The following is a 21,827-nucleotide window of genomic DNA, read 5'->3' as shown; positions in this document are numbered from 1 at the left end:
AGATTTTTGTCAACTGTAGTATACAGGGAACATTTTAGATAAACAAGTTTTTTCTGGGGAAAGTACCCTTTTTAGGCCATAAAACAGGGCAATAAGTACGTACCATCCCTATGTTTTATATCACATCCTGCCAGTAGACACCATCGATAGCCTCATCACGATTATAGTAGTAATGCAAACGCACAGCAAGAACATTGGTTGCCCCTTCTCTTTTCCATACCCCTACATCCATTCTCTGGTTTATGGTTCGCATCACCCGTTCTGCCCTTGAGGTTGTTCCTGGCAAACCATCTTCACTGTCACAGGCGAACATGTCTTTTTGAGCACGAAGAAGATAATAAAAACAATGTTTGCGCCCTTTTTCGTGAAATAAGTCAAGAAGATTCTGAATATGCTGTCTGCGCTCGCTTTGATAACCAAGTCTTGTTTGCCAGTCATTTTTGTACCCCAAGAAACAGGCTTTCCCTGTTTCAGCGACAATATTTGTCCACTCAGAAGAACGATATCTCACTCTATCAAGACGAAGAAAATACTTCAATTGATAACTTACATGCCACAAACATCGTTGAAAAACGATACCGGGATGTTTGCCCTGGTTAATCCCTGTATCTCCATCGACAACAAGAAAAAACCGAGAAAAAGAGTGTTTTTCTTGAATGGGCTTAAGAAGTTTGTCCCAACCTGCATGGTAATTATCCACAAGAAGGCCTGCTATTCTTGTATTTTTTCCTGTCAATGGGGAGGCTTGTTGCCTCTCCTGCAAAAGAATTTTAGCTTCTTCTCCTTTTTTCTTGCCCTGAACAGGAATACCCGTCCCATCGGCTTCTCCACAGGGTTTTTCTTTTTCTGAGATACTGAAATGTATCTTTCTCCCAATATTTTGAAGGTTTTTCCAGAGGGTGCTAAGACCTATTTTATACCCTGTGAAGGAAAGAATACGAGCGGCCACTCGATAGGTGGTAAGAGCCCCGGCTAAAGCCACTCTGTAGATATCTTTCAGGATTTGCCTTTTTCGCTTTTCTACACCAAGAAGAGATCTTGTGAGAAAAAGTTTTCTTCCACACTTTTTGCATTGAATTTGGAGCTGAGGAAGAGTGATCTTTCCAAAGGGCATCAGAACAAAAACAGTGTTTTTTCCATGCTTTGTTTTCCATATGAAGTGATGTTTTTCTCCGCATGTACAGGTGATACGACCTTCTTTTATTTCTTTTTCTGCCACTTCTACAGAAATCTGATGAACAAATGACTCAAACACTCCTTTGATGGCCTGGAGAAAAACCACCACTAACGTCTCAAGTTTTGTGTCAGGGTAGTCGATAGTCAAAGTGAAGGTGAATTCTTTACGCATGGGTTCCTCCTTGTGTCCTATTATCGGCCAGGGAGGAACTTTTTTTTGCTTTTCCTCATCTTCCCACTGCAGGTCTCCTGAAAAAAACGTTACCAAATTTTTACACCATACCTTCACAAAAAAGAGAATTTTTCTAAAAGTTGACAACCTCTTGCTTCTCCCCTACAATAACACAAGGAGGTCATCATGAATTTTTCAGAAATCGAACTCTTTGAAATTGCTCGATTGATTAAAGAAGAAGAAAAACGTTTCCTTGAAAAGATCAAAAACACTCTTTCTGCCATAGAAGAACTTACCAAAGAAATAGAAACCCTTGTCCTTTTCTATGCCCGCCAAGAGAAACAGAAAAAAAGAGAACAGAAAATCTGCAACTATATAGACAACGAAGAAACCCTCGCCTATCTCAAAGAAAATTTTGCGGATATTCTGGCTTTTAGTGAAAAGAATTTTTCTCACGCAACCCCAAAAGAAATTCTTGCCTTCTGGCTTGATACTCACAAAAGGGTCCTGGCCTTTTTTGACAATCTTTTTACCTCTACCTCTGATACTGTTTTGCAAACAGATATCCGACTGATTATAGAAAAAGAGCAGGAATGGAGACAAAAATTACAGGAAGAGATGACTAAACTGAAATAAGAAAGACAATACTGAACCATCGAAAAAGATCTGGAAGATGATTTTTTATGTTTCTTAGAAAAAGGCTTTTCTCAAAATGTCCCAAAACTGAAAAGAGGCTATTACCTTGTTTCAGCAAAGGCCTCCGTTTGCTGAAACATCGACATAGCAAGCAGCCAAACACTTCCCACGTTCTCTCTCCAAAGAAGCATACCTCTCACACCCCTTTACCCATGCCCCTTTTTTGTTCTTGAAAGAAACTCCACACAGAGAAGCGCCTGATCATCGACATTCTTCTCTCCCCACCCAAAACGAATAACCTCCTGGCGAATAGCCTCCACACAGCGCTCGGGAGAGAGATGGGCATACTGCAGAACCACCTTTTCCAGTTTTTCCACCCCAAACCATTCTCCATCCCTATTCTGAATATCCACCAGCCCATCGGTAAAAAGAAACATCTTGTCATGGGGATTCATCTCAAGCTTTTGACTTTCAAAAACCGGATCAGAGAAAACCCCCAAAATCGTTCCCTTTGTATGGAGGGGGGTCAAGGTATGCTCATGAGAAGAATAATAGAGAAGTGGCATATGACCCGCCGAAGTATAGGAAAGGGTTCCCTTCTCTAAGTTCAAAAAAGCATAAAAGGCCGTCACATAAAACCCTACATCCCGCAGGGTTTTCAAAAAGTCCCGGTTGACCTCCGCACATACCTGGGCCGGATCCTTCTCCCAACCGGAATGATTGATAAACGCTACCTTGGTCATAGAAGTAAGAAGCGCAGAAGGGATCCCATGCCCCGACACATCCGCTACCACAAAGGCATAACCATTCCGACCCACACGAATAATATCTAAAAGATCTCCCCCGATGGTTTCCGCCGGCTGATACCAGAAAGCCCAACGAAACTCACTCCTCTCCACAGAAGACTGAGAAAGTGGCATAAAAGCCATTTGAACCTTCCGGGCCATCGCTAACTGCTCATTAAGATTGAGATTAATTGACGCAAGAAGAGAAGCCGTTTCCCTCTCCTTCTCTTCTACAAGATTTTTCAGTTCTTCATAGTATTCCTTGAGTTTTTGATCGGCCACCCGGTGATGAGAAAGGTATTTTCGTAAACTCTGAAGAAATTGCCGATATTCAAGAGTCTCAAAAGAGCTTTGCCTGCCCAAAGAAAACCACATGGCTACTGCTACCCCCGTGTTCACCACAAGGAGCCCAAGAAGAATCCAGAAAGAAACCCCGCCATGAAACCATAGAGTTCCTCCAACCAGGAGAAGCGTTATTCCCATCAGCACGCCGCATGCCACTTTACAGGGGTCTCCCATGATGCCCTCCTTATTCAACTTTTCTATTTGAGCATGGAACGAAGTATCTCATTCTCTTCAAGAAAACTCAAAAGTTTCTCCACACTCCCTTTTTCTGAGAGAATCGTATAGTAGTTTTCTTTCATCTGTGGGGCAAGCTTTACCGCTTCACGAAACGTCTCAAGAGAAAGGGGATTCTCCCGCATAAAAGCAAGAAAACCAGATTCCTCAATAGCCTTGCGAATAAGCGGTTCGGTCTTTTCCTGAAGAAGACTCACAGCATAACTCGCCACTCCCACCTGAAGTCCGTGAAGACTCGGTTTCTCCGCTACCTTATCATAGGCATGAGAAATCAGATGTTCACTTCCACTGGCTGGACGACTGCTTCTGGCTACTTCCATCGCAATTCCGGACATCATCAGGGATGTGGCAATAACTCGCAAAAAGTCCGGATTATCCAATCGCTTCTCATCATAGTAGAGAAAGGTATCCGCCGCACTTCTGGCCATATTGGCAGCAAAATCGTTCACTGGTTCTTTGGTACGACGATAGGCAAGTTTCCAGTCATAGACCGATGTAATCTTGCAAAAAAGATCCCCCATTCCTGAGTAGAGAAACTTAGTCGGAGCCTTTTGAAGGACCTCCGTATCCACAATAACCGCCTGGGGAAGTTCCACCCGAAAACTTGTTTTTTTGCCCCGAACAGTAAGCGAAGCCATAGGAGAACAGAAGCCATCATTGGAAACAGCTGTGGGTACAGAAAAAAGGGGAAGCCGCTTCAAAAAAGCCAAGTATTTGCCGATATCAATAGCCTTGCCCCCTCCAATGGCCACAATGGCCTCCACCGTGGAAGGAAGTTCCACAGCCATCTGAAAAATAGCCTCTACTTCTGTCTCTGTCGCTATGCTCTCAGCTACCACCTCTATCTCCGCGGAGAGAAGACTTACCTCTACCACAGGCTTCAACATTTCAGCCATCCCCTCTCCCCAGAGAAGAACAATACGCCTGTGGTCCTCGTCTCTCAGGTATTTACCTATCTTGTATAACGCCTTGGGTTTAATCCGTACAAGAGAAGGAACAGAAATCTCCATCTAAGCCTCCAGTTTTTTTATATCAATCTCACCAATATGCTCAAAAACATAATCCGGCTGATAGGGAAACTCTCTCAATACCTCCCGTGTACTTACTCCAGAAAGAACTAAAGCCGTTCTCATCCCCGCTTCCATACCCCCTAAAATATCTGTATCCATACGGTCCCCTATCATAAGCGTCTCCGTGGCATGGCACCCAAGCTTGCGCTTAGCAATAAGCATCATCATAGGATTGGGCTTACCCACAATATAGGGCTTTTTGCCCGTGGCCGCCTCAATAGCCGCTAAAATACTCCCACACGCAGGCTCAATCCCATCCTCTGCCGGATCAATCACATCAGGATTCGTTCCAATAAATTTAGCCCCCTTCTCAATGAGACGAACGGCTTTTTTGAGCATCTCAAAATTAAAGTGAGAGGTTTTTCCCACCACCACATAATCAGCCTGACTCTCGCTTATGGAAAAACCTACTCTATACATCTCAGTGGCAAGCCCCCCTCCTCCTATCACGTAAACCGTGGCACCGGGCTTCTGAGAACGAAGAAATTCGGCTGTAGCCATAGCCGATGTAATAAAATTTTCCTCCTTCACCCCGCTGATCCCCAAAGTCTCCAGTTTTCGCTTCAGGTCAAGGGGGGTCTGTTCAGAGTTATTGGTAAGAAAAAGGAAGGGTATGTTTTTTTCTAAAAGTCTCGCCACAAACTCCTTCGCTCCAGAAATAAGATGCTTCCCCCTATAGAGCACACCATCCATATCAGAAATCACGGCCCTTATCATATTTCCTCCTATACAAACCTCACCACATCCTTTAGATCCTTGCGTTTCTTTGGTCCTGGACCGGGGTAATCAGGACGTGGATACCCCAAGGGAGTGAGAGCATACACCTCTTCATGTGGACTCAGCCCCAGAACCTCTCTCACTACCTCTGGCTGAAAGGCCGCAATCCAGCAAGTGGCCACCCCTTCATTCGCCGCAGCCAAAATCATAAAGGTCATCGCAATAGCCACATCCGTTTCAAGCGATGAATACCCATCCTGAAGCCGTCTCCATGCTTCATTTTTGTCCCCAACCACAACTAAAACCTGTGGGGCATCATAAAACCAATCCTTAGCATAGGCATGCCTGAGAAGAGCAAGCTTCTCAGGAGAGTGTACGACAACAAATCGCCACGGTTGACGATTCGCAGCCGACGGAGCCAACCTCCCCGCCTCTAAAATTCTGTGAAGAACATCCTCTTCAACCGGCCGATGTGGATCATAACTTCGAATACTTGCCCGTGTGTGAATAAGATCCCAGAAATCCATATTTTCCTCCCTCTTCTTCTCCCTCAAGTATATCACAGGCAAAAGGTTTCGTCAAACTTTGAAAGAGAAAAACCTCTCTTCTACGACACAAAAAAGACAAATATCATCTGAAAATAGCTTATACAAAGAACTTAAAAAACCTAAAAAACCTTGCCAAAAAGTGGAGTTTGGAGGGATGATATATTTTTTCTATGGCTATCACCATGTTTCAGCAAAACTCATGAGAGAAGGGGAAGAAGAGGTGAGGTTTTAGCCTTTGGCTATCACCTTATTTCAGCAAAACCCCTTCTTTTGGCTGAAACATGGGGATAGCCATAGCTTGCCGCAATGTTTTCAATACGAACTTTTTCCTACCATGTATCATAATAGAAAGTTTCTGAGTTGTTCCCTTTCTTTGTTAAATGTGGAGATAGGTATTCAGTTTCCTATGTGGAACGACAAATTGAAAAAATGTGACAAATGCCCATTGACATTTTTTTGGTTTTTTCTTACTCTATCAACATAAAAAGTCATCCTCTTCATTGACAGTATACAAAGAAGGTAAGGAGGAAAGGACAAAGAAGATTTCAAAGAACATATCTCCCTTTTTTGTGAATTATCCAAAGTATAGCAAAGGAACTTGTTCTTTGTATACCACATGAAGAGGTAACAAAAGAAAATATAAGGAGGCAAAATATGACAGGAAAAAATTCTCTCTCTCTCTCTCTCTCTCTCTTTCTTATTTTGGGAATATTAGGGTGTAGTGTTACTTCTTCTCAGGCTCCAAAGACAGTGACAAGAGAAGAAAAAGCCAGAGCTCTTGAGGTAATTGAAAAGGCGAAACAGGATTTTTATGCTATTGTAGAGGCAAAAGTACAGGTGAAATACAGAACTAATGCTATTTCTCCTTCTATAGGAAAAGGACAGTTGACTTATACAACGACGGATACAATAACCATATATCACGAAGGTTATCAAGTGATGGAGTTCATTACCAATGATATCTTTGTATTAACGAACGACGACGGAGAAGAAATAAATACAAATGTTAGCATTACCAATCAGGTGTTTGTAACAAATACCTATGAGATGACTCCCCTCGAGGCAATTGAGGCTTTTGGCATGATGGAAATTACCGGAGGAAAAACCAACGCCCTATCTGATTATCTCAAGGAAGTGGGGATCTATGATGATGCTACCAATATCCTGGCTCGACCAGAAGTGAAAGAAGCCATCCAAATTTTAGAAGCACCTCTTGCTGCAGATCCTCAGAGTAGTGATACAAACACGAATATTACTATAGTATACAGCACATATGCTAATACTCTTCCACCCCATGTACCTTATTCTCCAAGAGAAAAAGATTTTTATTTCTCTCTTCAGGCAGGGGATATTCTTTTGTCTATTGGAGGGTCTGGATCGACATCTTCTGGATCTTTTTCCGGAAGCAGCTCTCCTATAGGGCTTGTGATTCCGGGAACATGGAAACACAGCGGAATGATAATTCCCAAAAATCATGGCAACTGGGGAAAATATCCCTATTGGGTTATCTACTCAGCTTCGGACAAGACCTATGAAAAACAATATGATAATCCCAGTAACTATTTAGCTTCTGTGGGATTCGAATCTATCGAACAATGGCAAAAGGAACTTTACGTGAGTGCTTATAGGGTGGTAGGCAAAACAGAAACCCATGGAAAATCTGCTTTTGACTCGGTGATTCATTTCAGAGGATTTCCCTATAGCATGATGAAGTGGGACCATGGCATTAGATGGCACGAGGTGGGCGTCTGGCTTTTTGATTTCAAGAGATTAAGATGGACCTACCATGTCGTGGCCCGCATTCCTGTTCCATATCTCGTTTATCGACCTGTGCGTCGAGATGAAAACGACTGCTGGTATTGTACAAAGGTTGTTTACCGGGCATGGCTTGCTCAGGGAGTCAATATCGAACATAGCAAGGGGCGATGGGATCCTTTTGTTTCCCCAGATGATATCCGAAATGCTATGAGTGATGGTACACTGGTGTGGATTCTTGGTTCAGATGATCCCTTTTATCCTGTGAGGTAAAACCCGTCTCTGGCCTCTCGTAAGAGAGGCCAGAGAGAACAAAGCAAATTGCTGGAGGAAGAGTTTATGAAAAGACGTATTACGTTTGGGGTGTTCTGTTTATGGGTTGGGTTTGTTAGTTGTAGTTGTCTCCCCAATGACGAAAGTATTTATTTCGAGAAAAAAGAAGGCGATTCAACTGAATTGATATTCACTTATAATGGTGAAGGAGCCTATGGCATTGATCTCAACAATATGGAAATCAAGTGGATTATTCGAGGCAGGAAGTTTAAACCATGCTATCCTGTGAAAAGTGATGACGGAAGAGTTTTCTTTGTGCCATCAATATTCGAGAGAGGAGCCAAAGCAAATGATACCATTGTGATAATGAATAAAGAGGGCAAAATTGTCCAAAGATTCAGACCATGGCCAGGGGTTATGATTGCTTCTCTTGATATACATAGTAATCTCCTTCTCATTTCCACTCCCTCCTCTACCATTGGTATTATGGACTTGAAAACCTGGAATCTTATCACTCTCAAATTTGAAAATGACCTATTAGGTGGCTATGCTTTTGGAGAATATCATATTTTTGCATGGGGACTTTCAGGACGAAACTTTTTTAAGATACCCATCTCCTCTCCCCATCAGGCAAAACAGAGTTTTTCTTATGGGAGGGAGGGTATAAATTTTTATAATTACACCCTTTGTGGTCACACCGTGTGGGGAGTGACGAAAGACTCAATATACATCTGGGATATAAATACAGATACATTCATTACTAATTTTTTCTTTACCAATTCCATTCCTGGTTATTCCTCTTATCATGAAGGATGGACTAAGTTCTTAGGGACAGTAAGTAATAGTCTTTATATTCATTATTTTATGGACAATCAAAGTTATCTTCTTCTTTTTGATACAGAAACATATGCTTTCTTAGAACTTGTTCATTTTAGCAATCCAGGAAAAAATATTTCTCCGAAAGAATTCTGGTATTCTTGGGTGTTTTTTAGAAAAGAGAATAAAATCTATTTCAATAATTCTGCTCAAAATGCTGGTGTTTTTTGTTTTGATACAACAGCCAAAACTGTTATAGAACGCATACCATGGCCAGAGATAAGGAGGAGATAATTATGCGAAAAGAGAAGTGTATGAATATAATGGCAAGAATTTTTATATTTATCTTTTTGGTGCAGATGGGATGGGCAAACAATATGTGGCTCGGTGGAGGTATGGAGATACGAGGTATTTCAGGCTTCTGGGGACAAGAATCTGGACCGGCGGTTGTGGTTGATATAGAATGGAAAAATATCAAAGGTAGTATAACAATAGGTACTCTTTCCGGGTATCAGGATATGGTGAGTTATTTCTTTGAAGGAGAGATAATGTCTCCTGTCTATCTTTTTCGGCCCTGGTTTTCCGACTCTTCCTGGATTGGGAGAATAACAAAAAATATCTACCTCGGCTATGGGTGGATATGGGGGTATCATTCTTTTCTCCTGGATTATCAGGCCATGGAAGTCTTGGCTGGTATTAAAATAGAAATCAAAGGAAGCGGATTTTTCCAGCATACCTTCCTTGACTTCTATGGAAGGTGGAGACCCTGGAATACAGTGGCTGGTGGAGAAACCACCATGGCAGGCGGTGTTATAGCGGGATGGAAGTGGTAGAGGTGAGCCCCTTGTTCTATGAACAAGGGGCTCAATAAATTTTCAATAATGCTTCTCGGCGTACCCCACCCATCCTCCTGCTTCAATCAGGGCCTTTTCAAATCCGCCAATAGTATAAGAGTAGGTTTTCTTCTTTCCTTCTGCTTCAAGGGTAATCTCTGCCGGATCAATAGAAATACGAGCGTAGGTTTTTTTACCACCAAATTCTCTAAAGATTTCATCAATTGTCTCTTTGGGAAGTTCAATAGCCAACATCCCCCCGTTGAACATATTCTGACGAAAAATACGGGCAAAGTTCTCAGCAATCACCGTATAGATCCCGTTTACCTCGAGTGCCCAGGGAGCATGCTCACGAGAAGACCCACATCCAAAATTCGCCCGGGTAATAATCACAGACTTTCCTGGCAGGTCTCTTTTTGAATCAAAACCCTCAAGCTTCAGATCCTCAAGACAGTAAGGCTTTAGGGCTTCTTTGGTTATTTCAGTGAGATATTTCGCAGGAATAATCTCATCTGTATTGATATCACTTCTATCAAGAAAGAGAACTTCTCCCTCAAATTTTCGCATGGTTTTCCTCCTTATTTTCCACGATAAAGGGGGGAATTCACAATCTTACCAGCAATAGCCGAAGCCGCTGCAGTGGCTGGACTCATCAGGTGCACCATTCCACCCTTCCCCATTCGACCATAGAAATTGCGATTCGTTGTGGCGGCACACACCTCGCCCTCAGCCAGCACCCCATTGGACATACCAAGACATGCCCCACAGGTAGGGTTGGTAATCGAAAACCCAGCCTCATAAAAGATCTTGAGAATACCCTCTTCCATAGCTCTGAAATAGATTTCAGGGGTCGCAGGAGAAAGAATTCCTCGCACCGTAGGAGCAATCTTTTTGCCCTTCAACACCTCTGCCGCAATACGTAAATCCTCCAGCCGACCATTGGTACAACTTCCAATATACACCTGATCGATAGGAGTACCCTCCATCTCTCTTACCGGTTTCACCTGATCAGGCTTATAACCATAGGTAACCATAGGTTCCAGATTGGAGAGATCATACTCTAGCACCTTCTCATAGTGGGCATCAGGATCAGAAACCCATTTCTGAAAATCCTGAAGAGCAGCTTCTTTGGAAGGATATTCGTCCTTGATAAACTTCCAGAGATACTCCACTGTGGTCATATCTGGATAACATATTCCACTCGTACCCCCTGCCTCAATGGCCATATTGGAAAGCGTCATCCGACTCTCCATGGACATAGCATCCACAATAGACCCCGTAAATTCCATCACATGATCTGTAGCCCCATTCACCGAAATCTGGGAAATAATATACAGAATCACATCCTTGGCATAGACTCCCTCAGGGAGTTTTCCTTTGAGAACAAACTTGATGGTCTTCGGATACTTAAAAGCACACACCCCTTTCAGGATACCCACCTCAAGATCCGTCGTTCCCACCCCCGCAGCAAAAGCCCCAAAAGCCCCATGGGTACAGGTGTGAGAATCTCCCATGATGATGGTATAGCCCGGGCGTACAAAACCCTGTTCGGGGAAAAGAGCATGACAAACGCCATTTCTTCCCACATCAAAAAAGTCTTTGATATTATGACGACGAGCCCAATCCCGAAGAATTTTATGCTGTGTAGCTGTTTTGGAATCCTTGGCTGGAGTCACATGATCAATCACGGCCTTAATCCGATTGGGATCAAACACCCTATCAAGCCCACGACTGGCCAAATCCATAATAGCGACAGGGGTAGTAATCTCATGACAAAACACCATATCCAGACGAAGTACATACACCCCTTCGTATGGCCTATCCACTAAATGGGCATCAAAAATCTTCTCGGCAATCGTTTTTCCCATAGCGTCCTCCGTTTATACTTTTCGCCTTGGGGGCGTCAAAATCCAATATGCCTCAAGGGGGATATCCTTCGTATTACGAAGAAGATGTACAATCCCCGATTCAAAAGCAATGCTATCCCCTGCTTTCAAAGAATAAGTCGTCTCTCCTAACACAAACTCTCCCTCTCCCCGAAGGATAATACCAAGTTCCTTTCCCCTATGTCCAAGAGGCTCACTTCTCTTTTCCCCGTAGGGAGGAATACAAAGAAAATATCCCTCAATGCCCTCCCCCTCCTGACCAGGAATAGAGGCAAGTCTCTCATACACCGTCCCCTCCACTTCCACCCTTTCTCTCTTGTGGAGAGGAACATAGGCCAAGGGACGAGACCTCTTCCAGTCCCGAAACAGGTACTCTATATCCGTATCTAAAACCTCAAGAAGGGCTAACAGAGTATCAAGTGCAGGAGAAACTCGATTCCGTTCAATCTGAGACACAAGACTCTCACTGACCCCCGCCCGTTCTGCCACCTCTCGCAGAGTCATCCCCTTCTTTTCACGAATTTCTCTGAGCTTTTCCCCAAAATAATATCGCATTTCAGTTTCACTTAAAATATTTTAGTATATTTTAAGTGAAAAATCTCTTTTTGTCAAGAAAAAACGTGCTCTTTCTCTGAAATTTTTTATTTTTATCCCATTTCACAAAACCTTACCTTCATAATAAAGACTAAATAAGTATAATCTACGTTTTTTATGCGCCAAAGTTTAAAAAAAGCATCCCCCTGTAAGAACAAACGCTATAACCTTGTTTCAGCAAATATACCCTCTCTAGCTGAAACAAGATAATAGCCTCAATATTATTATTGAAATATTCTCATATACACTTTACTATACCCCTTGTTACAACAGAAACATTTTGTATTCCTTTTCTTTTCCACCAAACGTGACAATAGGCATTCAGTTTTATATTTGAAAAAACAATGTGAAACGACACTTTTTTCAAGAGAACACCCTCTTTTTGGAATTTTTCTCAAAAAGAGGATATAATAAAAAGGAGTATTTTTGAAAAAGGAGTTTCCATGAAATACCTCCGTCGTACACTTCAGTTCTTTTTACTGCTAGCTTCTGATTTGGCCGCCTACTTTCTCGCTTTAGCTCTGGCTGTTTTCCTCCGGCAAAACATCGCTAACTTTTTCTTTTCTAATCTCCCGTCTTTTAATTTTCAATACACCTATTTTGCTTCTATTCCCTGGCTTCCTCTTGCCTTTATTTTCAGTATCGGTCTTTTCAAACTTTATCATCGACACTTTTCCTTCTGGGAGGAAACAGAAAAGTTTGTCAAAGCTCTTTCTTTAGGACTTATCATCATCTTTTTTGTGATCAGTATCCGTAAAATGCATGCAGACTTTTCCCGTCTCACCCTTTTCTTTCTCTGGGCAGTTTCTCTCTTTTTCTTTCCCTTGCTACGTTATATCATGAAAAAAGTCGGGTATTCCTTGAGTTTATGGGGAGAGAATATCCTCATTTTGGGTCGTGAAGACTTGGGCCTTGAATTAGCTAACAAACTCGCAAAAGACCCCTTTCTTGGTTATCGTCCGTTGGCCATCCTCTCCTATACGAAAGGGAAACGAAAAAAATCCCAAAGTCAGACAACCCTCCCTGTTTACTATGAGAATGACATCGCAGGATTCATTAAAAAATTGGGAATCGATACCGTGTTTATCATCACGGAAGCTTTCAACGAAGAAACCCTCTCCCATCTTACCAGCGAAGCTTATAGTAGCGCAAGACATATTGTTCTTTTTCCCCTTGATTATCCCCTTGTTCTTTTCAATGCAGAAACCCAATACCTCCTCAAAGAAAGATCTTATCTCATCTATACCAAAAATAACCTCAACACATGGTACAACCTTTTCCTCAAAAGGACAATGGATATCGTAGGAGCAACCATAGGCCTCATTGTGCTTTCTCCCTTGCTTCTTATTGTGGCCATCATTATCAAACTCACCTCTCCAGGAAAGGTGATTTACCGACAACAGCGTATCGGCAGAAATGGAAAACCCTTTTATCTTTACAAGTTTCGCAGTATGTACCCAGATGCTGAGGCAAGACTCAAAGAGATTTTAGCCAATGACCCAAAAGCCCGCGAAGAATGGGAAACCAAACGCAAACTTTCACGTGATCCCCGCATTACCCCTATTGGTCATTTCATCCGCAAAACCAGTATTGACGAACTACCCCAGCTATGGAATATCCTGAAAGGCGATATCAGCATTGTTGGCCCAAGACCAGTATCAGCAGAAGAAATCGAAAAATTCTACAAAGAGTACCGCGTCTATTACTACTCCGTAAGGCCTGGTCTCACCGGTCTCTGGCAGGTTTCCGGGAGATCCAACACGGACTATGCGTATCGCGTTCAAACAGACGTGTGGTATGTGGAAAACTGGTCTCTGTGGTTAGATATCGTGATCATTCTCAAAACCTTTGAGGTTCTCCTCAAAAGAGAAGGGGCTTACTAACCAGACATTCTCTCAAGCACACCATAGAGAGGACTTTCTGAAAAATCAAAAAGGGAAAGGTCCCCTTTTGAAAAGAGAAATCCCGCTTTTTTGGCCATACCCGGAATATGCTGGATCTCGTGATACGTAAGTTTTCCCGGAGAGAAGGGATAGGAAAGCCCCACAAGAGACCTCTCCCTATAGCCTATGACAAATACATCTAAATGAGTCCGAAGGGAATATATCTTTGGAATATTTATCGTAATGGGATAACTCCCTAAAGGTCTCGCTAAACTCCATTCCCCTCTTGTGCCATCAACTATGACCTCCCGGAAGAGCGTTCCCACAGGAAACACCTTCTCAAGCATGGGAATATCAATCTCTCGCCGAATTCTCTCTCGGTAGTGTCTGAACGCCGCCTCCGTTTTCACATCTAGGCGCACATCCATCTGTGAAAGAGGAGTACCCGGTGTTTTTTTGAGCTGACGAATATTGATACGACGAAGCAAAAGCCCTTTGTCTAATACTACCCGAAGAAACTCATAATTCAAACGAAAGGTCTGTCGCGTTTCACCGGCAAGACCATGAATCAGATTGATCCCTGGCAAAAGATGCGGAATTCCTTCTGTTCTTTTTCCCCCTATCTCATTGACCATCTCTATCGCCATCATCACCTGTTCAGGGGTCGCTTTGAGCTGGTTTTTTCTGACTACCTCTGGATCAGCCGATTCCATACCAAAGGCTGCTATATCCCCAGGGGTATTATACTGAACAATACTCTCAAGAATCCTGGCTGACTCCTCAGGGAAACGGGCAATAGTTCCGGGATTCATATTATCAAGATGAAGGGTTTTGAGGGCAGGGGCCACCTCTCGAATACCCTCGTAAAGGGCTCGCACCATCACAGGATTTGGCCTGAAGAATCCATCCCGTTCCACATTTCTATCCACATGAAAACTCAGAATATCCGCCTGCTTTCCCAATCGAAAATGCCTGCACCCAAGAGTAAAAAGCGCCTTCACTTCTGAAACAACCGACTCTACAGACCGAAATTCTACAGGATACAGCCCCTCTAAACAAAAACTACAATGAAACCGACGGGGACAGCCCCTCCCTGTTTCCAGTTCAATCACCACATCAGGAAACCAAGGATGCTGAAGTACCACCTCAGCCCCTTTTCGGGCAAACAAATCCCATTCCTCTTCGGTTCTTTTTCGCATGCGGGGAGAAATCCCTTGAGCCACATCAGCTACATAAGCCTCTATATCCTCTGAGATAACCTCGACATTGGAGGGAAACCTTGTCTGTTTCTCAAGACTCTGCGGTCCTCCCCAGAGCACATGACTTTTTTGGTAGCGAAGAGCTACCAGCTTCACTTCCTCGTTAGTTATAGGAGTGCCGCCTAAGTACTTCCCCGGCACAGGATTTCCAGAAATCAAGACCACAACATCAGCCTCTGGCCAGTTTTCTGTCTCTCGAAGCTGGTCAATAGTACGATAAAAAAGGGTGTGTCCTGACGCAGAGAGAATAGCCCCTGCCACATACCTCACATAGGGAGAGATATAAGGGGGAACACCAAGAGCCGTGGGTTCATCCACATAGCCATCTATCAGAAGAAACCGCACCTACAACCCCAGATTGAGATTGATAGATTCCTGACCGCTATCCAGATTCCAGTTTTCCTGAGAATTTTCACCACCAAAATCAAACTGATAATCCACTTTGTTGGTCAGAATCTCCATCTCTTTATTCTGGCGCTCATAAGAATCCGACGTATGCTTATCACAGGTTCTGGAAGGCACCGTACTCCGAAGGAAAATCTCTTCTATCACATCCGGACAGTACACCGTCGGAAGAAGCCTCGTTTCTGCACATACGCCCACCCTCACTGTCTCTCCAGGTTGAGTAAAATTCGGTGGAGGATTCATCTTGGAAACATCTCTCATATAGTTCATCCAGATAGGAGCTGCCACCACCGCTGCGGCACGATGACGCCCTAAGGCTTTTCGATAATCATCAAACCCAACCCAGACAACCGTGGCTAAGTTTTTGGTAAATCCAGCAAACCAGGCATCCTTCCAGTTAGGGGTGGTTCCTGTTTTTCCTCCAGCGGGATAATTGAAACCAGCCGCTGTTGCCGCACCAGCTCCCGTTCCACGATAAAGAACCGTAGAAAGCATATCCTGCATAATATAGGCTGCCCCCTCAGAAAGCACCTGTTGACGATTGCTTTTATTGAGATCCCGTTCCATCTCAAAATCAGCCACCACACGCCCATACCTGTCTTTAACCTGACGAATAGCCAGCGGCTTCACCCATTCCCCATTGTTCGCAATGGTGGAGAAAGCCTGCGCCACCTGAAAAGGAGTAAATGTTCCTACACCCAGAGCAAAAGCCAGTGAAGGCATCACATTTTTTTTGACATCTTCCACGGTAGTTCCCAAAAGTCCGGCTATCATAGAAGCTGTCGCCTCATACCCCACCGTCTGCATCAGTTTTTGCCATATCTGAATAGCCACAAGGTTCACCGAATACTGAAGGGCCGTTCGCACACGAATTTCTCCTCTGAAGGTACCTTCATAGTTTCTGGGGATCCAGGGATTTCCTGCCCCATCCTGAAAGACCTTGGGAGCATCATCAAAGACGCTGGCGGGAGTAATGATCTTTTTCTCTATCGCCACAGCATAATACACAGGTTTGAAAAGAGAACCCATCTGACGACGGGCCTGCATCGCACGATTGAACTGGTTGTAGGAAGAAAAGTCCTTTCCACCAACCATGGCCTCAATGTACCCCGTCGCAGGGTTAATAGATATCAAGGCCCCTTCCACCTGATCCTGACGGGCCGACTTGATACGATTGGGATTGAGTCTATCACGAAGAACAAGGTTCACCTTCTCAGCCCCTAAGCCATAGGAAACAAGATATAGGACATCCTCATAATCACGAATAGCCTCATCAAGGCTATCCTGAATCTTGGAAAAACCCACATACACAGAGGAAATCCCAAGATACAGCCCAAGGGCATCCACAATATCCGCATAATTCTCCTGCAGAGCACGTTTCATACTCCGGTTATAGGCATCATAAATCATCTGTTCATTAGAAACAGCTGCTTTGACATATTTTTCAGCCAAGATTTGCTTATCCAGATCCAGGGTGGTATATACACTATACCCGGCGGTATAAAGCCTATCCTTCCCAAACTTCTCCTCAAGAATCTGGCGAATATATTCCACAAAATAGGGAGCGTACGCCTGGCTTGTTCGCTGTACAATGACAGACTCTGCCTTGACATAGGCATGAAGATTGTCCCAGAAATCCTCATAGGCTTCATCTGCCTGAGGCCGTGTGATATACTTGAGAGAAACCATCGCATCAAGTACCTGTTTGTGACGTCTTTTAGCCCTCTCAGGATTGAGAAGAAGTGAATATCCCTCTGGCATCTGAACCATACCTGCAAGCATAGCCGACTCAGCAAGAGTCAGATCCTTTGCCCGTTTCCCAAAATAAAACTGGGCTGCTGCCTCTATCCCATAACAACCATGCCCGAGATACACCTGGTTGAAATACATCTCAAGGATCTCTTCCTTGGAGTATTTTTTCTCAATCTGCATCGCATACCACAGTTCCACAATCTTTCGGAATATGCTTCTTTCCCCAGAGGTATATAAACGCTTGGCAAGCTGCTGAGTCAGGGTAGATCCCCCACGTGCCCTTTTGCCAAGAAGGGGATCAATGAGCGCCCCCCGAATCATGGCAAAAAGGTTAAACCCACGGTGTTGAAAAAACTTATTATCTTCTATGGCTACAATGGCATAAATGAGACTCTGTGGCATATCCTTGTAGGAGATAATCTCTCGCTTCTCTCGATAAAATTCGGCAATGAGTTTGCCATTGACATCATAAACCTTGGTAGGCACCGCATAGGTAGAATAGGACTCAAGGGGTTTAATATCAGACAATTCCCGAAAGGTTATGGTAATCTGGGCAATCACAATACCAGCCACAATACCTATCATGACCAAAATAGTATAAAAAATAATCTCCAGTTTGGGAAGTGGCAAACGCTTGCGAATCTCATGGAGATGCTTTTTGAGACTCATAGAAAAATCTCCCCTTTTTTCCAGGATAAATCAAGAAAATCATCATATTGTAAAGCAAAAGAAAAAAACTCGCAATTTCCAGAAAAACCCTCTCTTTTTCTGAGTCCCTTCTGTATCTCTGTCTCTCTTCCCCTCTCCTTTATAACTCACCTATCTTTTTTCTCTCCACCCGAACCTCTACAAAAAAGACCGGTGCAGTTCCATACAGAAGCGTTCCGCCCAATTCCTTCACAAAATCTCTCGACACAGAAAAATCCTCATCCGTTATCGAAAGGGAACCTGCAAACTCAATATGGAGAACCACATCCCCCTGGTTTTTCAGGGTAAGAAACAGCGTAGCCCCATCACGACAGCATTGCCACACAAGAAACACCACCTCCTGCACCACAAACAGAAGTGCCAACATCGACTGACTATTCATTTCGACCATGTCCACATCCGCATTGATCACAAATCCGAGTTCCTCTTCTACATGATGAAGAAACTCAAGAAGGGGTACTTTGACATTGTAGAGTCTGATCTTGAGATCCTGCATGGTATAATTTTGAAGGATAGTGAGAAGATCAATCCCACAGGTCAACTTCACCAAAAGATCCTCAGCCGTATAGCGTTTGACAAGCCCACCATGCAAACGAACAAACGAGCGCATGAGCTGAAGGGTATTTCTCACCCGATGTTCCAGTTCCATGAAGAGAAGATCCTTTTCCTTCATGGCCAAAAGCATCTGATTCTGCTTGTACTGAGAAGCCTTTTCCACATCCCTCTGTTCAGAATAGTCCACAAACGTGAAAAGAAACTTCTGCCCAAGTCTATGAATATCCACACGACAGGGATGTTCATTACCCGCAGCATCACGAAAGAGAAAATGCTCCAGGATAATATACGGATTTGGCTTCTGACCTGTCACAATAGTTTCCCATTTCTCCCAGAGAAGCTTTTTATCACTCTCCTGAGCGGGTGTCTTTTGATAGAAGGTATAAAAATTCTTGATATCTGCCTGTGTCAGGCCAAAAATCTCCACAAAAAGGGAGTTGACATAGGAGATTGTTCCGTCAAGTTCTACCATCATAGCTCCAATGGGAAGCCTGTCAAGCACCACAGGAAGCGTTTCCGCCATCTCGGAAAGCTCGTTGTAGAGTTCTTTCTCCCGTTTCTCGTGTTCTTTTTCCATCCGACGAACATTTCTCAGAAGAAAAACCACCACAAGGAGAATGCCTCCAAAAACTCCCCCTATCACCCAGTTAAACCAGAGTGGAACAGGACGGGGAAGATACTTCTCCCCAAAAATCACCCATTTCCGGACAATCTCATGCCGGCGTGAAGGTGAAAAGTTCTTTTGAAATTTCTCAATAATTCCCACCAGAATAGGCCAATCCGACCTCACCCCAAAGCCACTCACATTCATTGGCTCAAAAGCCTGATCTATACGAAGGGTATAAAATCCCCCCTCTACCACATAATAACTGGCTGTCGCAAGGTCTGCCAAAAAATAATCAATCTCCCCATTGATAAGGGCACGAAAACCATCAGTAAGGGTAGGATACAAAACAGGTCTGAAAAAAGGATATTTCGCTACTAAAATATCCACCATGCCATAACCCCGTACCATCCCCGTCTTTGCGCGGAGAATACTCTCAAAAGGCACTCCTGAGGGCATACTCTTGCGGGTCACCACCACATTGGGAATCTCAAGATACGGTGTGGGAAAAGAAGCATAGGCTCTCCTTGCCGGCGTGTCAATAGCACAGTTGATCATATCCACCTGACGATTACTGAGAGCATGAAGCGCCTCATCCCAGTTCTTATACCGATAGATTTCAATCCTGATACCCGACCAACGGGAAAATTCCCGCGCCACATCAGCTCCAATGCCCTGATACCTCCCCCACTGGTCAAAGAACTCAAACGGCGGGAAATCCGGATCTGGAGCAAGCCTTACCACAGGATGAGTAGCAATCCAGGCCTTCTCCTCCTCAGTGAGTCCTCCCGGCTGACAGGAAATAAGCCACACACAGCAGATAACCAAAACAAACCCCCACCGTTTCATATTCCCTCCTTACAAGGAGCGCATCCACTCCTCAAGAAGACGTTCCTTATTCTCCCGTCGTCGCATAAACTCATAGTGATACTTGGCCAAAAGATGGACCTCTATATTCACCTTCTCCCCTTCTCGTTTAACCCCCAACGTCGTATGAGCAAGCGTCTGGGGAATTACTGCCACAGAAAACTGTCCCCCATCAATATCAAAGAGAGTGAGACTTATCCCATCGATGGCTATGGAGTCCTTCTCCACAAGATAAACCTCTAAATCCCGTGGCACCTCAAAACGATAAAGAGCCGCCTCTCCCTTCTGTTTTTTTGAGAGAAGTCGTCCTATCCCATCCACATGCCCCATCACCACATGCCCATCAAGAAGCCCTGACGGCGTGACGGGAAGTTCAAGATTCAACTTCCGTCCCACCTTCGCTTCCCCTAATGTCGTTCTCTCCAAAGTCTCAAAACTGGAATACACCTCAAAGCATGTCCCCTCTTTCTTCTCAACGGTATGACAACTTCCATCAAGCGCAATGCTGGTAATCCCTTCCTCAAGCCTTTCCACGACATCAGAAGGTGCCTCAATAACCAAACGTGTTCCCCCACTTACCCTCTTCAGCTGCACTATCTCTCCCTGATAGCGAATAATCCCTGTAAACATCAGGATACCCACCTCACTTTTGTTTTAGCCATGGACATCCCCTCCACCTCAGCACAGAAAGCCTCCATCACCTCCTTTGCCAAGGACACCGCCTCTATACCCATTTCCTCAAGACAGGCAATGGGCAAAGGAGCCCCTGTTCCCTTCACATTGAGAGCTGTATGGACGAGTCCTGATACAGGGCTGACCGTGGCAATCGATACTGACAACTTTCTCCCCTGATAGAAAATATCATCCCCATCCCTCGTCAAGTGAGAAGGAGAAACCCTTTTCACCAACCTCTCAAAAAGCAAAAGCACAAAAAATCTCTGGACCCATACCATCTGACCCAGTCCCACCTCAAACATTTCAATCAAAAAATGCACCATCTCATCAGAAGAAATAGGAGCCACCTGACGGACATCCTCAATATCCACCATCTCTGTAATACGAACATCAGCAGGACCCACAAAACCCACAATCACATCCCCCATCACCCCATAGTTTCGATACGCAAAATGAGAAGAGAGCTGCCTGCCATCGTAAGTCATTCGCCTTTCTATCCAAAGACTTTTCATTTCGCAAACCCTCCCCGAAAATGTTCAGAAGAGAACCACGCTATCTCATCACCGATGGCTCGCTTGAGCCTCTGACAGGACTCACATTCGCCACACATCCTCCACCCACCGCGATAACAACTCCAGACAAGGTCAAGGGGAGCAGTACATTCTCTCCCTAAACGGTAAATCTCTCTCTTGTCCATGGTGAGCGTATAGGAAACCAGTTTAACCTTCGCCCGTGTAGAATAATGAAGGGCGATATTCAAACAATCAAGATAGTCTGATGAATTATCAGGAAAGGTGGCCGCTTCTTCCCTGTTAAAACCCACCACCACGGTAGAAGCCCCTACATTCTCAGCAATCCCAGCGGCAATCTCAATAAAAATACCATTTCGATTGGGAACCCAGACTAAAGAAGCTGTTTGCTCTGTTTTTTCCCGCTTATCAAGTTCCTCTACTCGAAGAGAAGGAATCCCCCCTCTTGTTAAGGCACTCCCAAAGTGCGTCATAAAACCAAGCCGTATCTCCTGAAAAGGCACATCATAGCGATAGGCAATCTTTTTGACAGCTTCTCTCTCCCGCTTCAGAGACCTCTGTCCATAATCAAAAAAAAGCACGCGTGACACACCCACGTCATCTAACGCTTTTTTGAAATTAACAACCGAGTCAAGACCACCAGAAAGAAGAACCACCGCACTCATGACCTGCGCCTCCCTCTGTTTTCTCTCCCATATCCTACCACCAAAACACCAAAATGTCAAACTTTAACAACATATTTTTCGAAA

At 44.1% G+C, this 21,827-nt stretch carries 19 protein-coding genes; 5 read left to right on the top strand and 14 right to left on the bottom strand.

Going from position 1 to position 21,827, the window contains the following annotated elements:
- Positions 1-115: 115 nt before the first annotated feature.
- Positions 116-1,348, bottom strand: coding sequence for a hypothetical protein (locus tag BREVNS_RS08430; protein ID WP_483426076.1), 1,233 nt, complete (start codon positions 1,346-1,348; stop codon positions 116-118).
- 186 nt (positions 1,349-1,534) lie between these two features.
- Here BREVNS_RS08430 and BREVNS_RS08425 point away from each other — a divergent pair, with 186 nt between their 5' ends.
- Positions 1,535-1,984, top strand: coding sequence for a hypothetical protein (locus BREVNS_RS08425; RefSeq protein ID WP_483426574.1), 450 nt, complete (start codon positions 1,535-1,537; stop codon positions 1,982-1,984).
- A 206-nt stretch (positions 1,985-2,190) separates the two neighbouring features.
- Here the strand turns inward: BREVNS_RS08425 and BREVNS_RS08420 are convergent, their stop codons facing one another.
- Genes BREVNS_RS08420 through BREVNS_RS08405 form a run of 4 tightly spaced genes read right to left on the bottom strand, consistent with a single transcriptional unit; the run spans position 2,191 to position 5,662 of the window.
- The gene (locus BREVNS_RS08420) at positions 2,191-3,288 is read right to left on the bottom strand and encodes a PP2C family protein-serine/threonine phosphatase (protein ID WP_483426573.1); all 1,098 of its coding nucleotides are present in this window, start codon (positions 3,286-3,288) and stop codon (positions 2,191-2,193) included.
- A 23-nt stretch (positions 3,289-3,311) separates the two neighbouring features.
- On the bottom strand, positions 3,312-4,358 hold the full coding sequence (locus tag BREVNS_RS08415; RefSeq protein WP_483426572.1) for an iron-containing alcohol dehydrogenase family protein: 1,047 nt from the start codon (positions 4,356-4,358) through the stop codon (positions 3,312-3,314).
- The gene (locus BREVNS_RS08410) at positions 4,359-5,132 is read right to left on the bottom strand and encodes an HAD-IIA family hydrolase (protein WP_483428046.1); all 774 of its coding nucleotides are present in this window, start codon (positions 5,130-5,132) and stop codon (positions 4,359-4,361) included.
- A gap of 11 nt (positions 5,133-5,143) precedes the next feature.
- On the bottom strand, positions 5,144-5,662 hold the full coding sequence (locus BREVNS_RS08405; RefSeq protein ID WP_483426571.1) for a nitroreductase family protein: 519 nt from the start codon (positions 5,660-5,662) through the stop codon (positions 5,144-5,146).
- A 675-nt stretch (positions 5,663-6,337) separates the two neighbouring features.
- Between BREVNS_RS08405 and BREVNS_RS08400 the strand changes: the two genes are divergently transcribed.
- The 3 genes from BREVNS_RS08400 to BREVNS_RS08390 all read left to right on the top strand — a co-directional run bounded on the left by BREVNS_RS08400 (position 6,338) and on the right by BREVNS_RS08390 (position 9,360).
- Complete coding sequence (locus BREVNS_RS08400) at positions 6,338-7,711, top strand: hypothetical protein (RefSeq protein ID WP_483426570.1); 1,374 nt, start codon at positions 6,338-6,340, stop codon at positions 7,709-7,711.
- A 66-nt stretch (positions 7,712-7,777) separates the two neighbouring features.
- The gene (locus BREVNS_RS08395; protein WP_483426569.1) at positions 7,778-8,821 is read left to right on the top strand and encodes a hypothetical protein; all 1,044 of its coding nucleotides are present in this window, start codon (positions 7,778-7,780) and stop codon (positions 8,819-8,821) included.
- Between the two features lie 2 nt (positions 8,822-8,823).
- Positions 8,824-9,360, top strand: coding sequence for a hypothetical protein (locus BREVNS_RS08390; protein ID WP_483426568.1), 537 nt, complete (start codon positions 8,824-8,826; stop codon positions 9,358-9,360).
- Between the two features lie 42 nt (positions 9,361-9,402).
- Here BREVNS_RS08390 and BREVNS_RS08385 read toward each other — a convergent pair whose 3' ends face one another.
- From BREVNS_RS08385 to BREVNS_RS08375, 3 genes are read right to left on the bottom strand one after another with little or no spacing between them, the layout of a single operon-like run.
- A complete protein-coding gene (locus BREVNS_RS08385) occupies positions 9,403-9,927 on the bottom strand; it encodes a 3-isopropylmalate dehydratase small subunit (protein ID WP_483426567.1) in 525 nt (174 codons plus the stop codon).
- 11 nt (positions 9,928-9,938) lie between these two features.
- Positions 9,939-11,228, bottom strand: a complete 1,290-nt coding sequence (locus BREVNS_RS08380) for a 3-isopropylmalate dehydratase large subunit (RefSeq protein ID WP_483426566.1) — start codon at positions 11,226-11,228, stop codon at positions 9,939-9,941.
- Positions 11,229-11,240: 12 nt separating this feature from the next.
- Complete coding sequence (locus BREVNS_RS08375; protein ID WP_483426565.1) at positions 11,241-11,801, bottom strand: helix-turn-helix domain-containing protein; 561 nt, start codon at positions 11,799-11,801, stop codon at positions 11,241-11,243.
- A 482-nt stretch (positions 11,802-12,283) separates the two neighbouring features.
- Between BREVNS_RS08375 and BREVNS_RS08370 the strand changes: the two genes are divergently transcribed.
- Positions 12,284-13,723 carry a sugar transferase gene (locus BREVNS_RS08370; RefSeq protein ID WP_483426564.1) on the top strand — a complete coding sequence of 480 codons (1,440 nt, stop codon included), beginning with the start codon at positions 12,284-12,286 and terminating at the stop codon, positions 13,721-13,723.
- On the opposite strand, the gene BREVNS_RS08365 is transcribed toward BREVNS_RS08370, so the two are convergent.
- From BREVNS_RS08365 to queC, 6 genes are all read right to left on the bottom strand, one after another.
- The gene (locus tag BREVNS_RS08365) at positions 13,720-15,327 is read right to left on the bottom strand and encodes a radical SAM protein (protein WP_483426563.1); all 1,608 of its coding nucleotides are present in this window, start codon (positions 15,325-15,327) and stop codon (positions 13,720-13,722) included. The two genes, BREVNS_RS08370 and BREVNS_RS08365, sit on opposite strands and share 4 nt — an antisense overlap.
- Entirely contained in the window at positions 15,328-17,808 is a 2,481-nt protein-coding gene (locus tag BREVNS_RS08360) for a penicillin-binding protein 1A (RefSeq protein WP_483426562.1), read from the bottom strand. It abuts the gene before it with no gap.
- A gap of 139 nt (positions 17,809-17,947) precedes the next feature.
- Entirely contained in the window at positions 17,948-19,855 is a 1,908-nt protein-coding gene (locus BREVNS_RS08355) for a transporter substrate-binding domain-containing protein (protein ID WP_483426561.1), read from the bottom strand.
- Positions 19,856-19,864: 9 nt separating this feature from the next.
- Entirely contained in the window at positions 19,865-20,503 is a 639-nt protein-coding gene (locus tag BREVNS_RS08350; protein WP_483426560.1) for a riboflavin synthase, read from the bottom strand.
- The gene (locus tag BREVNS_RS08345) at positions 20,503-21,060 is read right to left on the bottom strand and encodes a DUF366 family protein (protein WP_483426559.1); all 558 of its coding nucleotides are present in this window, start codon (positions 21,058-21,060) and stop codon (positions 20,503-20,505) included. Before BREVNS_RS08345 ends, BREVNS_RS08350 begins: the two co-directional genes overlap by 1 nt.
- Positions 21,057-21,743: a 7-cyano-7-deazaguanine synthase QueC gene (queC, locus tag BREVNS_RS08340; RefSeq protein ID WP_483426558.1), complete on the bottom strand. Its 687-nt coding sequence runs from the start codon at positions 21,741-21,743 to the stop codon at positions 21,057-21,059. Before queC ends, BREVNS_RS08345 begins: the two co-directional genes overlap by 4 nt.
- Positions 21,744-21,827: the final 84 nt, after the last annotated feature.

It is taken from the genome of Longinema margulisiae (assembly GCF_025266855.1).
Lineage (GTDB): Bacteria > Spirochaetota > Brevinematia > Brevinematales > Thermospiraceae > Thermospira.
This window is presented reverse-complemented; position numbering and strand designations above follow the sequence as displayed.

What these genes read in the sequence shown, in the direction of transcription:
- BREVNS_RS08385 (WP_483426567.1), bottom strand. Translation starts at nt 9,927, where the DNA reads ATGCGAAAATTTGAGGGAGAAGTTCTCTTTCTTGATAGAAGTGATATC.
- BREVNS_RS08395 (WP_483426569.1), top strand. Translation starts at nt 7,778, where the DNA reads ATGAAAAGACGTATTACGTTTGGGGTGTTCTGTTTATGGGTTGGGTTT.
- BREVNS_RS08375 (WP_483426565.1), bottom strand. Translation starts at nt 11,801, where the DNA reads ATGCGATATTATTTTGGGGAAAAGCTCAGAGAAATTCGTGAAAAGAAG.
- BREVNS_RS08370 (WP_483426564.1), top strand. Translation starts at nt 12,284, where the DNA reads ATGAAATACCTCCGTCGTACACTTCAGTTCTTTTTACTGCTAGCTTCT.
- BREVNS_RS08405 (WP_483426571.1), bottom strand. Translation starts at nt 5,662, where the DNA reads ATGGATTTCTGGGATCTTATTCACACACGGGCAAGTATTCGAAGTTAT.
- BREVNS_RS08415 (WP_483426572.1), bottom strand. Translation starts at nt 4,358, where the DNA reads ATGGAGATTTCTGTTCCTTCTCTTGTACGGATTAAACCCAAGGCGTTA.
- BREVNS_RS08345 (WP_483426559.1), bottom strand. Translation starts at nt 21,060, where the DNA reads ATGAAAAGTCTTTGGATAGAAAGGCGAATGACTTACGATGGCAGGCAG.
- BREVNS_RS08400 (WP_483426570.1), top strand. Translation starts at nt 6,338, where the DNA reads ATGACAGGAAAAAATTCTCTCTCTCTCTCTCTCTCTCTCTTTCTTATT.
- BREVNS_RS08380 (WP_483426566.1), bottom strand. Translation starts at nt 11,228, where the DNA reads ATGGGAAAAACGATTGCCGAGAAGATTTTTGATGCCCATTTAGTGGAT.
- BREVNS_RS08390 (WP_483426568.1), top strand. Translation starts at nt 8,824, where the DNA reads ATGCGAAAAGAGAAGTGTATGAATATAATGGCAAGAATTTTTATATTT.
- BREVNS_RS08430 (WP_483426076.1), bottom strand. Translation starts at nt 1,348, where the DNA reads ATGCGTAAAGAATTCACCTTCACTTTGACTATCGACTACCCTGACACA.
- BREVNS_RS08360 (WP_483426562.1), bottom strand. Translation starts at nt 17,808, where the DNA reads ATGAGTCTCAAAAAGCATCTCCATGAGATTCGCAAGCGTTTGCCACTT.
- BREVNS_RS08350 (WP_483426560.1), bottom strand. Translation starts at nt 20,503, where the DNA reads ATGTTTACAGGGATTATTCGCTATCAGGGAGAGATAGTGCAGCTGAAG.
- BREVNS_RS08425 (WP_483426574.1), top strand. Translation starts at nt 1,535, where the DNA reads ATGAATTTTTCAGAAATCGAACTCTTTGAAATTGCTCGATTGATTAAA.
- BREVNS_RS08420 (WP_483426573.1), bottom strand. Translation starts at nt 3,288, where the DNA reads ATGGGAGACCCCTGTAAAGTGGCATGCGGCGTGCTGATGGGAATAACG.
- queC (WP_483426558.1), bottom strand. Translation starts at nt 21,743, where the DNA reads ATGAGTGCGGTGGTTCTTCTTTCTGGTGGTCTTGACTCGGTTGTTAAT.
- BREVNS_RS08355 (WP_483426561.1), bottom strand. Translation starts at nt 19,855, where the DNA reads ATGAAACGGTGGGGGTTTGTTTTGGTTATCTGCTGTGTGTGGCTTATT.